Here is a 12,749-nt window from a genome sequence, read left to right on the forward strand (position 1 = left end):
GGGCCCAGGACAAGGATGACCTATGGCACAGACTTCCCAGAATAGCGCGGCGGACATCGCGCACAAGCCCATGATGAGCACTGCTCAGATCCTGCTGATGAACGTCGGATTCTTCGGCATCCAGTACTCCTTCGGCATGCAGCAGAACGCCATGTCGCCCATCTACCAGTTCCTCGGGGCTTCCGCTGACGAGATCCCCATCCTCAATCTGGCCGGACCCGTCACCGGCCTGCTCATCCAACCGCTCATCGGGGCGCTCTCGGACCGGACCTGGAGCGAGAAGTGGGGACGCCGTAAGCCCTTCTTCCTGATCGGGGCCGTCGGCTGCTCCGTGTTCCTGTTCCTCATGCCCTTCGTCACCGCCGTGTGGATGGCGGTGCTGTGCCTGTGGCTGCTGGACGCCTCGAACAACACGGCCATGGAGCCCTACCGGGCCTTCATCGGCGACCGCCTGCCCTCCAAGCAGCTCGCCAAGGGCTTCCTCGCCCAGTCCCTGTTCATCGGCGCCGGCTCGGCCCTGGCCGCCGGGACCCTCGTCGTTCTGGAGAAGACCCTGGCGGGCGCCACCGCCGCCGGCATCCCCTACTGGGTCTTCGGCGCCTTCATGGTGGGCTCGGTGTGCTCCATCGGCTCGGTGCTCATCTCGGTGCTCTCCACCAAGGAGCTGCCGCCCACGCCGGAGGGCTTGGTCGAGCTCGAGCGCAAGAAGCGGGAGGAGGGCCCCTTCGGCTTCGTCAAGGACATCGGCGTCGCCATCGTCGAGATGCCCCGCGGCCTGAAGAAGATGGCCCTGGTCTACCTCTTCCAGTGGTACGCCATGAACGTCTTCTGGCAGTACCTGGGCCTCATGTGCGCCGTCACCTACTTCGGCGTGAACCTGTCCGACCCGGGGTACGCCGAGACCGAGGCCTTCAACAACGCCTCCGGCTTCGCCACCGGGCTCATGGTCGTCTACTACGTCTCCTGCACGGTCGTCGCCCTCTTCCTGGCGCGACTGGCCAACCGCATCGGCCCCAAGCACGTCCACACCGCGGCGCTGTGCCTCGCCGCCGTCTGCCTGGTCCTGCTCACCCGCATCGGCAGCCCCGGCCACACCGCGGTCCTCTACCTGCCCATGATCGGCATTGGTGTGGCCTGGGCTTCTATTACGGGCGTACCCTACATCATGGCCATTGAGATGATCCGCAAGGAGCGCCGAGGCGTCTACATGGGCGTTATCAATATGATGATCGTCATCCCCCAGTTCATCCAGACCCTCACCTTCGGTCCCATTTACAAGCACCTGCTCGGCGATCACCCGGTCAACGCCCTGCTCTTCGTCGCAGTCTTCCTCATCATCGCCGGTCTGCTCATCGAGTGGATCGACACCGTCAAGGACGCGGACCCGCGGGTGCGCGCCGCCGCCGTGTCCGCCACTGAGACTGCCGTGGCCTGACCGGGTGCCCCACGAAAGGATGTCATCCGTGACCTATACCACCATTGTCGCCGGAGTCGGCGATGTCGAGGCGAACACCCACGTCATCGATCGCGCCTGCGAGATGGCTCGCCTGTGCGACGCCGCTCTTCTCCTCGTCGCCGGCTTCGACCCCGTCTCGGCGCGGGACAAGGCTCGCATCAACGAGTCCGCCCCCGTCGCCGATGTGCGGGTCGTCGAGGCTCGGCTCACCGAGGACCAGGCCTACGCCGTCGTCGAGAAGGCGCGTGATACCGCCGTTGAGCGCGGCGTCGCCCTCGCCCAGGGCGTCGTCGTCGAGGGCACGGCGGTCGATGCCGTCACCCTCGTCACCTTGGAGACCGAGGCGGACCTCGTCATCGTCGGTTCCAAAGGCGTCGATTCGCTGTTCGGCCGCATCTTCGGAGCCGTCTCCGTCCAGGTGCTCCGCAAGTCGAAGTGCGACGTCCTCGTCGTCGTTCCCTAGTCGCCGGATAGACGTCGGACGCACGCGTCGGATCCTGCGCGATCGGACCGGCGGCGGATGCCCGCCACGCGGAAGTGTGGCGGGCATCCGCCGCTATGTTTTGAGGTTCTTCGTGTGTGAGGGCGTGGTCGGGGTGAGCGGGTGCCGGTGGTTCGGCGTCTCGGGGTCCTGCGCGGTCGTACTCGGCGTCGCGTGGTCGTACCCGGCGGCGCGCGGTCGTACCTTAGAGGGGCTCTAAGGTACGACCGCGCGGTTTTACGTACGACCGCGTGCGCTGGGGGTACGACCACGCGGTTTTACGTACGACCGGGTGGGATCGCGTACGACCACGTACCCCGAGACCCCGACGAGGAAAGCCCCGCACAACCCCATCCCCACGACACGAAGAACCCGTTTTGAGCAGTTGTCGTAACTCCTGTGATACGTGGGGCCGGGCTGGGCGCATGGTGGCGCTGCGTTTGCCCGGGTGGCCCCGCGCCCCGACCCGCTCCGGGACGCGGCGCTCGGCGTTCCCTGAATCTCCTCCCCTCGACGTCGGCCGCCCATGCCGCCGAGCCCCGCGGCGTCGGCGGGCGCGCCGGGAGGAGGCGCGCTGGAGTCGGCGTGTTTGGTCTAGGACTGAAGTCACACTAGAGTCATATCGTGAACGACGCGTCGCCGCGTCACGCCTGCATCAGGACGATCTGAGGCAGACCCGAGAACGACCCGAATCAGAAAGAGGCAACGATGCCCAAGTACGTGTACCGCTTCAGCGAGGGTGACAAGGACCAGAAGGACCTCCTGGGCGGCAAGGGGGCCAACCTGGCGGAGATGACCCGCCTCGGCCTACCCGTTCCCCCCGGATTCACCATCACCACCGACGCCTGTCGCGCCTACCTGGCCGACGGCGAAGTCCCCGATGAGCTCGCCGTCCAGGTCACCACCGCCCTGCGCGGCGTCGAGGAGGAGCTGGGCCGCGAGCTCGGCGCCGCCGAGGACCCGCTGCTCGTCTCAGTACGCTCCGGGGCCAAGTTCTCCATGCCCGGCATGATGGAGACCGTCCTCAACATCGGCCTCAACGATGTCTCCGTCGAGGGCCTGGCCGCCGCCAGCTCCGACGAGCGCTTCGCCTGGGACTCCTACCGCCGCCTCATCCAGATGTTCGGCAAGACCGTCCTGGACATTGACGGGGAGCACTTCTCCGATGCCCTGGAGGCCAAGAAGGCCGGGCGCGGTGTCACGCTCGACTACGAGCTGGATGTGGCCGCGCTCACCGAGCTCGTCGAGCAGTACAAGGCTATCGTGCGCGAGCAGGCCGGCATCGACTTCCCTCAGGACCCGCGCGCCCAGCTCGACATGGCCACCGAGGCCGTCTTCCGCTCCTGGAACACCGAGCGCGCCCACATCTACCGCCGCCGCGAGAAGATCCCCCACGACCTGGGCACCGCGGTCAACGTGTGCACCATGGTCTTCGGCAACATGGGGGAGACCTCAGGCACCGGCGTGTGCTTCACCCGCGACCCCTCCACCGGGCGAACCGGCGTCTACGGCGACTACCTGGTCAACGCCCAGGGCGAGGACGTCGTCGCCGGCATCCGTAACACCCTGTCCCTGGCTGACCTCGAGCGCCTGGATAAGAACTCCTATGACGAGTTGCGCACCATCATGCGCCGCCTGGAGACCCACTACCGTGACCTGTGCGACATCGAGTTCACCATCGAGCGCGGCAAGCTGTGGATGCTCCAGACCCGCGTGGGCAAGCGCACCGCCGCGGCCGCCTTCCGCGTGGCCACCCAGCTGGTCGACGAGAAGCTCATCACCGCTGACGAGGCCCTCACCCGCGTCTCCGGCGAGCAGCTCACCCAGCTGATGTTCCCCCAGTTCGACGACGACTCCGGCCGCGACCTGCTCACCCGCGCCATGCCCGCCTCCCCGGGCGCCGCCGTGGGCTACATCGTCTTCGACAACGACGAGGCCGTCGCCCGCGCGGAGAAGGGCGAGTCCGTCATCCTCGTGCGCCGTGAGACCAACCCCGACGACCTGCCCGGCATGGTCGCGGCCGCCGGCGTGCTCACCGCCCGCGGCGGCAAGACCAGCCACGCGGCCGTCGTCGCCCGCGGCATGGGCAAGACCTGCGTGTGCGGCGCCGAGGCCCTCGAGGTCGACGCCGCCGGTAAGACCCTGCGCGTGACCGGGCGCGAGGAGGTCCTCACCCCCGAGGACGTCATCGCCATCGACGGCACCACCGGCGAGGTCTTCCTCGGCGAGGTGGCCGTCGTCGACTCCCCGGTCATGACCTACCTGCGCCGCGGCCTGGCCGAGGCCCTCGACGTGGCCGGCGATGTTGACACCCGCGAGCTCGTCACCTCCGTGGACCGCCTCATGCGCCACGCGGACAAGGTGCGCCGCCTCGAGGTGCGCGCCAACGCCGATACCCCCGACGACGCCCGCCACGCCATCCACCGCGGCGCCCAGGGCGTGGGCCTGTGCCGCACAGAGCACATGTTCCTGGGCGATCGCAAGCAGTTCGTCCAGAACCTCATCCTGGCCTCCTCCGACGCCGAGCGCGATGCCGCCCTGGCCGCCCTCCTGCCGCTGCAGAAGGGCGACTTCATCCAGATGTTCGAGACGATGAACGGCAAGCCCATGACGGTGCGCCTCATCGACCCGCCCCTGCACGAGTTCCTGCCCGACCTCACAGAGCTGAGCGTCAAGGTGGCCGTGGACCGTGAGCGTGGCGAGCTGGACCCGGCCGACGAGGAGCTCCTGGCCGTGGTGCGCAAGAACCACGAGTCCAACCCGATGCTCGGCCTGCGCGGGGCCCGCCTGCTGCTGACCATGCCGGGCCTCATCGAGCTCCAGGTGCGCGCCATCGCCGAGGCCGCCGTCGAGCGCCTCAAGGTCGGCGGTGACCCGCACCCCGAGATCATGATCCCGCTCATCGGCTCGGTCCGTGAGCTCCAGCTGGCGCGCGAGCGCGTGGAGCGGGTGCTGCAGGAGGTCTCCGAGGCCTCCGGATACCGGCTCGACTTCCCGGTGGGCTGCATGATCGAGCTGCCGCGCGCGGCCGTCACCGCCGCCCACATCGCCCAGGAGGCCGACTTCTTCTCCTTCGGCACCAACGACCTGACCCAGACCACGTGGGGCTTCTCGCGCGACGACGTCGAGGGCTCCTTCGTAGGCCATTACATCGACGACGGCATCTTCGGGATCTCTCCCTTCGAGACCATCGACGAGAACGGCGTGGGCGGCATAGTGCGCCTGGGCGTGGAGCGTGGCCGCTCCACCAAGCCGAAGATGAAGATGGGCGTATGCGGTGAGCACGGCGGCGACCCCGAGTCCATCGTCTTCTTCCACCGCGTGGGCCTGGACTACGTCTCCTGCTCGCCCTTCCGGGTACCGGTGGCCCGCCTGGAGGCCGGGCGCGCGGCTGTCGAGGACAAGGGGGAGTAAACGCGAGCCGCTCCTGAGAAGCCGAGCAACGGAGCCGGTCGGTTCCTCCCGGGGAGTGAGTCGGCCGGCTCCGCCATGTCTTCCGCCTCGTCCGCGTCCGGTCTCAGTCGCGGCTGATGAGCACCTGGGCGAAGCGCGCCGTCTGGGAGGGCTTGAGGTCGGGCAGGTAGGCCCGGGCGATCGCGATCCCCACCGTGGGCAGGTCCACCAGGTCCGGGACCGCCAGGTACATGGGCACCGCCCGCGGCTTGAACTTGCGCTTGTAGGCGTGCAGGGACCCGAAGCCGTAGGCGGGCTCCAGCACGGAGGCCAGCAGGTCCAGGAGCGGGTCGAAGCGCGAGGAGGCGCCGCCGTCGGCCGGGGCGGAGCGGGTCAGCGGCGCCCCGGACAGGGACAGGATCTCCAGGTCCTCGGCCTGGGCGTCCTGGGCGGCGCGTCCGATGAGGAACTCCATGACGGGGCGGAAGCCGCCCTCGCGGCGCCGCATGAAGTCCAGGGTCAGGCCGATGATCTCCCCGTCGCGGTAGACCGGCAGCCAGGAGGTGACGCCCTGGACGGTGCCGTCGGCGTCGACGGCCAGCAGCAGTCGTGTGGCGGAGTCGTCGAGCTCGGCTAGGCCGCCCAGTGTGAATCCCATTTCCGGCAGCGGTTTGTCACTGGCCCAGGCCTGGGAGATGGCACGGATCTGGTCGCGCTGGCCGGCCGGGCAGTCGCAGAAGGTGGTCCACACGGCCTCGATGCCCTCCTTGCGGGCGTGGTTGAGGGCGGTGCGTACATCCTGGTAGGCCTTACCGCGGAAGGCCAGGTCCGGCAGGTCCAGGACGGCCTCCTCCGCCACCTGCAGGATCGTCCAGCCCATGGCGCGGGCCGCCTCCATCGCCGGGGCGTGCACCGAGTAGAGGGCCGGGATGAGACCGGCGTCGGTGGCGAAGCCCGCGAACTCGCGCACCGCCTGGGCCACGTCAGCGTCGTCGGCGGCGGGGTCGCCGACCGTCAGTGCGACGTCGCGACTGGGGCGGTAGGAGAAGCCCGCGGTCCCCGCCTCATTGACCCAGGCCTCGTTGCCCTCCCAGGTGAGCATCCACCCCAGGGTCCCGGCGCCGTGGGTGCGCACCAGGTCGGTGAGCTGCTCGCGGCTGGAGACCCGGGTGCGGGCGGGGGCCGACTGGGCCAGCCACACCCACAGGATCGTCAGGAGCCACACCAGCACCGGCACCCACGCGGTGACGAGGTGGGCCATCGGGGTCAGGGGCTCCGCGACGAGGCCCATGATGCCGCCGGTGCTCACGGGCAGCAGGTAGGACAGGTAGGTCTCCAGCAGGTCGGGCCAGGTCGCGTAGGGGGAGAAGTCCCGAGAGATGAGCAGGCCTCCGAGGACACTGAGGGCGGCCCCGCCGATGAGGGTGAGGACCCAGGCGATGACGGCGCGACGGATGACGCCGGGGCGTGAGCCCAGGGTGAAGCAGCTCCGCTTCCACACCACGAGGCTGATGACCACGATGTTGAGCAGCAGCGGCACCAGCAGGTGGCCCGACCCCAGCCAGCTGTGCAGGATCCTGGCCGTGGTGGGGACGGACTTGGGCAGCTGCTCGTCGATCTTCTCCACCAGGGCGAACACGGCCGCGCAGGCCCCCAGGAACATCTGGAGGGCGATGGTGCCCAGGGCTGCCGAGCGGCGCCCGCGGCGCAGGCCGTCGGCCAGGACCAGCTGAAGGAGCGCCGGCATGCACAGCAGGAGCAGCTCGACCGGGTGGATGACGGCGTCCTTGGGCAGGATGGCGGGGGTGAGGCCGTAGCGGGCGTCGGCCAGGGGACCGGCGGCGTTGCTCAGGACCGCCAGCGCGCAGCTCACCGACCAACAGGCCACCAGGAAGGCCACGAGCTCGCGCTCCACGCGCCGGGGCAGCTCCTGGGAGGGGGCGGTCTGCTGCCCGCGTTCCAGAACGATGCCCACGATGAGGCCGACGACTCCCGCTCCCAGGCGGGCCAGGGCGCCCACGGTGCCGGTCACGGCGGCCGAGACGATGAGAACGGCGAACATGACCAGACGCACGCGTCGCCGCCAGGACGGGCGCATGACGCTGGTGGAGGCCGCCACGAGGCCGGCGATGGGCAGGCTGACGCCCTGGATCGGGGCGTGGACGAGGTAGGGGGACCAGGCCTCCCACACCCGTCCAATGAGCGGGTAGAGCGCCTGCACCAGGGCGATGCCCCCGGCGGCGGACACAAGCCCCGTGACCAGCCACCGCCGCGTCCCCAGGAGCCGTTCCAGCAGGACGCCGATGGACAGCAGCATGATGACGCTCGCCACCGGAACCAGGTGGCCGGGGGCCGCCCAGGCGGTCAGCAGGGTCCAGACCCGCTCGGGCCGGTTGATGAGGGCGGCCAGGGCCATCTGGCTGCGGTGGCCCCAGGGCATGAGGACGAGTCCGACGAGAACGATGAGCGCGGCGGAGGTCGTTGCCGCAGGCGCGGGAGTCAGCCAGGCCCGCGTGGCCCGCCAGGCCCGGCGCGCGTGAGCGCTGAGGCGCGAGGGCCGCACAGCAGGTTGAGCGGCGGGCTGTGTGGTGGACGCTGCGGAGGACTGCGGGACGGTCCGTGCAGCCGAGGACGCCGAGGGAGTGGAGGAGGATGTTGGGGAGGGTGCGCTCTGGGGTACGTCCGGGGGAGTCGTGGTGGACGAGACCGACGGCATGATCACTCCTCAGACGGTAGATGATGGACTGTTGGCGGTGCGTAAAAGGCCTGGGGGCTGCCCGGAGGAGCCGACCAGCCGACATTCTTATCTACTTCGTAGGCATCATCATCCCCCTCGAGGGGGATGATGCCATGAGACCGGTCTCTCCAAGAATCAGGGACAACCCTGAGAGAAATCGTCGATAGACGCCTGTGACAGGGTTTTTCTCACTGTATGGGGGCTGAGGATCTGGGCCTGCGGCCCGACCTCCGTTGCCGCGATGAGATACTCTGCCGTGTGCTGGCGGTCGTGACAGGACGGCTGGGCACTGCGTTCATGGGCGACTCGACTGCGAGTTGCCCATGCGTGCGCCCGACCGTGCTGGAGGCCATCGCGGAGCAGGACGACGAGGAAAGGCGGCCCCATCCATGGCCATGTACGAGCTCGACGGCAACCACCTCCTGCCCGTGCGCCTGGGACGCTCCGCTGACGCCATCACCCTGTCCCACAGCCTGACCGCCATCCAGCGCCAGATCGTCGACGTCCTGCGCCGACCGCTCTTCCCCCTGGCCTGGGACGAGATAGACGGCGGAGCCAGTCTGACCGCCCTGGACGCCACCGGGCAGGTCGTCGTCGTCGAGGTCCTGGAGACTGTGGACTCCGCGGGGCTGCTGGCCGCCATGTCGCGCCTGACCCAGGCCGCCGCCGCGGGCCGCCGCGAGATCGCCAGCCGGTACGCGGGCGGGCTGGGGGCCTTCAGTGAGGACTGGAACGAGTTCCGCGAGGCCATGCCCGCCCAGGTCGAGGCCGGACCGCGACTGACGATCCTGAGCGCCTCCCTGGAGCCCGACGTCGTCGGAGGACTGGGCGTCCTGGCCTCCTCCGGGCTGGAGATCCACGAGGTGGACGTGCGGATCGTGGATGAGTCCCGCATCGTCGTCGTTGTGGAGAAGATCTCCGGGACGGACATGGCCGCCGGCGGGCCGCTGCTCGTGGCCCGAGCGCCCCGTCTGGCCCTGGCCGGTTCCACCGGCGCGGCGTCCGTCGGCGCGACCGGTTCACGCGCTGTCGATGCCTCCGAGCACGCCGAGCAAATGAGCCCGGTGACCGGCCCCATCGAGATCGTCCTGCCCTCCGAGCCGGCGGATGTGACCGGCCCGGACAGTGACGCGGATGGCGGTGGAGACAGCGGGGCAGCCATTCCTGCGGGCGCCTTCGCCGCAACGGGCGCCGCCGACGCGCTCTCCGAGCTGTTCGAGCCGGTGGCTGTCACCGCCGAGCAGCCTCTGGTGCATGCGCTCGCATCCGAGGACGGGGCTGAGAACCAGCCCGAGCGCACGAGGGAGTTGTCCGAGAGCGCTGGGAACGCAGGTGCAGCTGAACTGGGGGCCTCCGGCGCCGTCGACGCTGTTGCCCCTCCCGGATCCGGTAAAGCTCATCACAGCGCAGACCTCGGCAGCAGCACTCAAGACAGCGGTGATGACAGGACCGGCAGCGGTGCCGATATCGATCGAGGTGCCGACGACGACTCGGACCGTTCTGGTACCAGCCGTGGCGCCGACCATGCCGCCCCTGGCGGCGCGGATCCGGTGGCCGGGGGCGGTGTCGGACGGGACCTGGCCGATATCCTCAGCGGGGACGCCCTGGCCGGCCCTGTCACCGTCGGCCTGGGGGAGGAGCCTGACGCGGACGGTGCCGGCAACAACGCCGAGCGGAGCACCGACGACACTGACCGCGTTGGCAGTACTGGCCGCAGCGACCATGTCCGCCGTGCCGACACCTCTGACGGTACCAGCGCCGAGGCGCGTGCGGTCGCGGCACTGGCCGGAGGCGTGGACATCCTGGGTGGGAGCAGCCTGTCCGATGGCAGCGGCTCGGCGGCGTCGGCCGGCTCCTCGGCCCCGGAGGCATTCCCCAGCGTGGCAGGCGGTGGAGCACCGGGCTCAGCGACCTCCCATGCCTCCGTAGGCAGTTCCGAGATCGGCGACACCCGAGGCGAGGGAGACTCGCGCACCCGCATGGGGCGGCGCTCGCGGACGGCTCAGTCCCCGTCTGCGGAGGACAAGGCCTCGGCATCGCCCACCTCGCACGCCGCGACGTCGCCCGTCGGTGCAGGCGTCTCCGAGACCGGCGGGAACTCTGTCCGGGCCGCCGAGGCATGGTCCACCGTGGCCCCCAACGAGGCGCGCCCGGAGGCGCCCACCGGCGCGGTGCCGCTGGTGTCGTGGGAGCCGCTGCGCGGGTCGGCCGACGCGCTCGACCCGGTGGCCGAGGCACTGGGCGGGGACCCCTCGAAGTCCCTCCTGGTCCAGGAGACCGCGGAGCTGGCCGCTGTGGCGGCTGCGCTCGGCGAGCCCACCCAGATCATCTGGCAGCGGTTGCGCCGGGGCATCTACCACGAGGCGACCCTTTCGGTGGAGGGCGTCATCACCCTGTCCGACGGGCGCTCCTTCACTGATCCGACGTCAGCCGCCAACGCCGCCCAGGACGTCACCGACGCCGACGGCTGGCGCGTGTGGCGCGTCGGGGTGCATGGCGCCCACCTGGGGGACCTGCGCGACGACCTCGCCGACCGCAGCTCCTGAGCCACGCGGTCGGAGAGCCAGCAGGATCGCGCCCTTACTGCCTCTGCTACCTCGTTCGTGTGGTCGAGTCCCTGACGTCGTTGGTCGTAAGCTCCCTGACGTCCTGCGCCCGTAGAGGAGAGTCGCCTGGGGCCGCGAGTCTGGAGGTGGCTCGCGGCTTTCCCGATCACGCGGGCCGGGGAGATGAACATGAACGCGACGCGTAGGGCCATGGCGCTGGTTGTGGTGGCCTTGTTGGCCTCGCTGTCCCTGCTGACCGCTTGTGGCTCGACGTCGTCGTCGGCCAGTTTGCCGCCGCGTGAGCCTCCGTCTGGTGAGCATCAGCTGACGGCCGAGGACGTCAATGCCTGGTTGGACGGGAAGCTGCCCGATGCCTTGAAGAACGGGGATATCCCGGGTGCTGTGGTGTCGGTGGTCAAGGACGGTCAGGTGGTGACCACCCGTGGTTACGGCTGGGCCGACACGGGTGCCTCGGGCGGGCAGCCGGTGGCTGTGGACCCGCAGAAGTCCTTGTTCCGGGTGGCCTCGATCTCGAAGATTCCGACCTCTATTGCGGCGATGCAGCTGGTGGAGCAGGGCAAGGTGGATCTCGACGCCGATATCAGCGCCTACCTGGACTTTGAGATTGAGCGGCGCTTCGATGAGCCTCTGACCCTGCGTCATTTGCTGACGCATTCGGCGGGCTTCGATGAACACGGCAGCCTCACCCCGACGACGGACTTGGAGGCCTACGTCAAGAACGATCCGCCGGCTCAGGTCTTCGCGCCGGGCACCACTCCGGGCTACTCCAACTACGGCATGGCGCTGGCCGGTTACATCGTGCAGCGGGTGAGCGGTCAGCCTTTTGAGGCCTATGTGCGTGAGCATGTCCTGGAGCCGGCGGGGATGACCACCTCCACCTACGAGCAGCCCCTGCCCAAGGATATGGCCGGTTCCCTGGGGCCGGGCTACACCTCCACGGGTGAGGAGGTCCCCTTCGAGGTCATGGGTGACTTCCCGGCCGGCTCGCTGACTGTCTCGGCTCCGGACTTCGCGGCCTTCATGAATGCTCAGCTGAGTCGCTCGCCGAAGCTGTTGCGTGAGGAGACCTGGGAGCAGATGTGGTCTCCTGGGCTGGGGGAGGAGCGGCTCGGCAATCGGGCCAAGGCCGGGGAGATGGGTCTGGGCTACTTCGAGATCACCCGTCACGGCCGGCGCATCGTTGAGCACGGCGGATACAACCGGGGCTGGCACTCCAAGTTCGAGCTCTACCCCGAGGAGAAGACCGGTATCTTCATCTCTAACAACGGTGACGGCAACGAATCGTCGAGGACTTTACGGGATGACCTGGCTCAGGGCTTCGCCGACCGCTACTTTCCCGGCGAGACGGTCAAGGCCTCCGGAAGCAAGGACTCCGCCGAGCACGCCCACCAGGTAGCCGGCACCTACGTACCCAGCAGGACCTACTGGACCACCTTCCTGTCCGCCTGGATGCCCGCATTCTCCCCGGTCACGATCGAGCACACGGGTGGAGGGAAGCTCATGCTCGATGAGGCCCAGTATGTTGAGGTCGAGCCGTGGGTCTGGCGGCAGGTTGACGGTGCCGGCGCCATTGCCGCTCAGGTCAAGGATGGCAAGGTCGTCAGCCTGAGCCAGGGGCCAGCTTTCACTCTGCTTCCCATGACGCTGCTTCAGCAGGCGCTTGTTCCTGTCTTCGGTGTCTGCCTGGTTCTGCTGCTGGTGGTGACGGTGGCCTGGCCGGTCGGGGCCCTGCGACGACGTCGGGCCCTCAGACGGGGCCGGGAGGTCGGCGCCCCGGTGCCGTGGTTGACCCGTGTGGCTCGGGGCGGCGGGGCCGTGGCGCTGGCCGCCCAGCTCACCTGGATCAGTCTGCTCGTCGTCATTATGGCCAATTCATCGACTATTACCGACGGTTCCTTCACCTGGCTGATCCCGGTGGCACGATGTGCCCAGGTGCTGCAAGCCTTGGGGATGGTGGCCGTCATCCCGGCGGCGGTTGACCTCGTGATGTCCCTGAGGCGTCGGGCGGGCTGGCGACGAGTCACCATGTCGGCCGTTCTCCTGGTCGCGCTGGTGGCGCTGGCCTGGTGGGCCTGGGCCGGCAACGCCCTGGTACCCAGCCTCGGGATGTGACCG

Annotated in this window: 6 protein-coding genes; 5 read left to right on the top strand and 1 reads right to left on the bottom strand. The window is 69.1% G+C overall.

All coding sequences use genetic code 11. The annotated features are described in order from the left end of the window. Positions 1-22: 22 nt before the first annotated feature. The 3 genes from HMPREF9056_RS12500 to ppdK all read left to right on the top strand — a co-directional run bounded on the left by HMPREF9056_RS12500 (position 23) and on the right by ppdK (position 5,351). On the top strand, positions 23-1,435 hold the full coding sequence (locus HMPREF9056_RS12500; protein WP_003785356.1) for an MFS transporter: 1,413 nt from the start codon (positions 23-25) through the stop codon (positions 1,433-1,435). A 28-nt stretch (positions 1,436-1,463) separates the two neighbouring features. Next, positions 1,464-1,919, top strand: coding sequence for a universal stress protein (locus HMPREF9056_RS12505; RefSeq protein ID WP_003785347.1), 456 nt, complete (start codon positions 1,464-1,466; stop codon positions 1,917-1,919). Positions 1,920-2,645: 726 nt separating this feature from the next. Beyond that, on the top strand, positions 2,646-5,351 hold the full coding sequence (ppdK, locus tag HMPREF9056_RS12510; protein WP_009747120.1) for a pyruvate, phosphate dikinase: 2,706 nt from the start codon (positions 2,646-2,648) through the stop codon (positions 5,349-5,351). A 103-nt stretch (positions 5,352-5,454) separates the two neighbouring features. Here the strand turns inward: ppdK and HMPREF9056_RS12515 are convergent, their stop codons facing one another. Beyond that, positions 5,455-8,046 carry a bifunctional lysylphosphatidylglycerol flippase/synthetase MprF gene (locus HMPREF9056_RS12515; RefSeq protein WP_087942279.1) on the bottom strand — a complete coding sequence of 864 codons (2,592 nt, stop codon included), beginning with the start codon at positions 8,044-8,046 and terminating at the stop codon, positions 5,455-5,457. Positions 8,047-8,456: 410 nt separating this feature from the next. Between HMPREF9056_RS12515 and HMPREF9056_RS14820 the strand changes: the two genes are divergently transcribed. Next, the gene (locus HMPREF9056_RS14820; RefSeq protein ID WP_009747124.1) at positions 8,457-10,613 is read left to right on the top strand and encodes a hypothetical protein; all 2,157 of its coding nucleotides are present in this window, start codon (positions 8,457-8,459) and stop codon (positions 10,611-10,613) included. 189 nt (positions 10,614-10,802) lie between these two features. Beyond that, positions 10,803-12,746 (top strand): serine hydrolase, encoded by a 1,944-nt coding sequence (locus tag HMPREF9056_RS12530; protein ID WP_157185089.1) that lies wholly within the window; start codon positions 10,803-10,805, stop codon positions 12,744-12,746. Positions 12,747-12,749 lie beyond the last annotated feature (3 nt).

Origin of the sequence: Actinomyces sp. oral taxon 170 str. F0386 (assembly GCF_000195595.1) — a bacterium.
Lineage (GTDB): Bacteria > Actinomycetota > Actinomycetes > Actinomycetales > Actinomycetaceae > Actinomyces.

Coding starts and splice junctions, on each gene's coding strand:
- HMPREF9056_RS12500 (WP_003785356.1), top strand. CDS start 23: ATGGCACAGACTTCCCAGAATAGCGCGGCGGACATCGCGCACAAGCCC.
- ppdK (WP_009747120.1), top strand. CDS start 2,646: ATGCCCAAGTACGTGTACCGCTTCAGCGAGGGTGACAAGGACCAGAAG.
- HMPREF9056_RS12515 (WP_087942279.1), bottom strand. CDS start 8,046: ATGCCGTCGGTCTCGTCCACCACGACTCCCCCGGACGTACCCCAGAGC.
- HMPREF9056_RS14820 (WP_009747124.1), top strand. CDS start 8,457: ATGGCCATGTACGAGCTCGACGGCAACCACCTCCTGCCCGTGCGCCTG.
- HMPREF9056_RS12530 (WP_157185089.1), top strand. CDS start 10,803: ATGAACGCGACGCGTAGGGCCATGGCGCTGGTTGTGGTGGCCTTGTTG.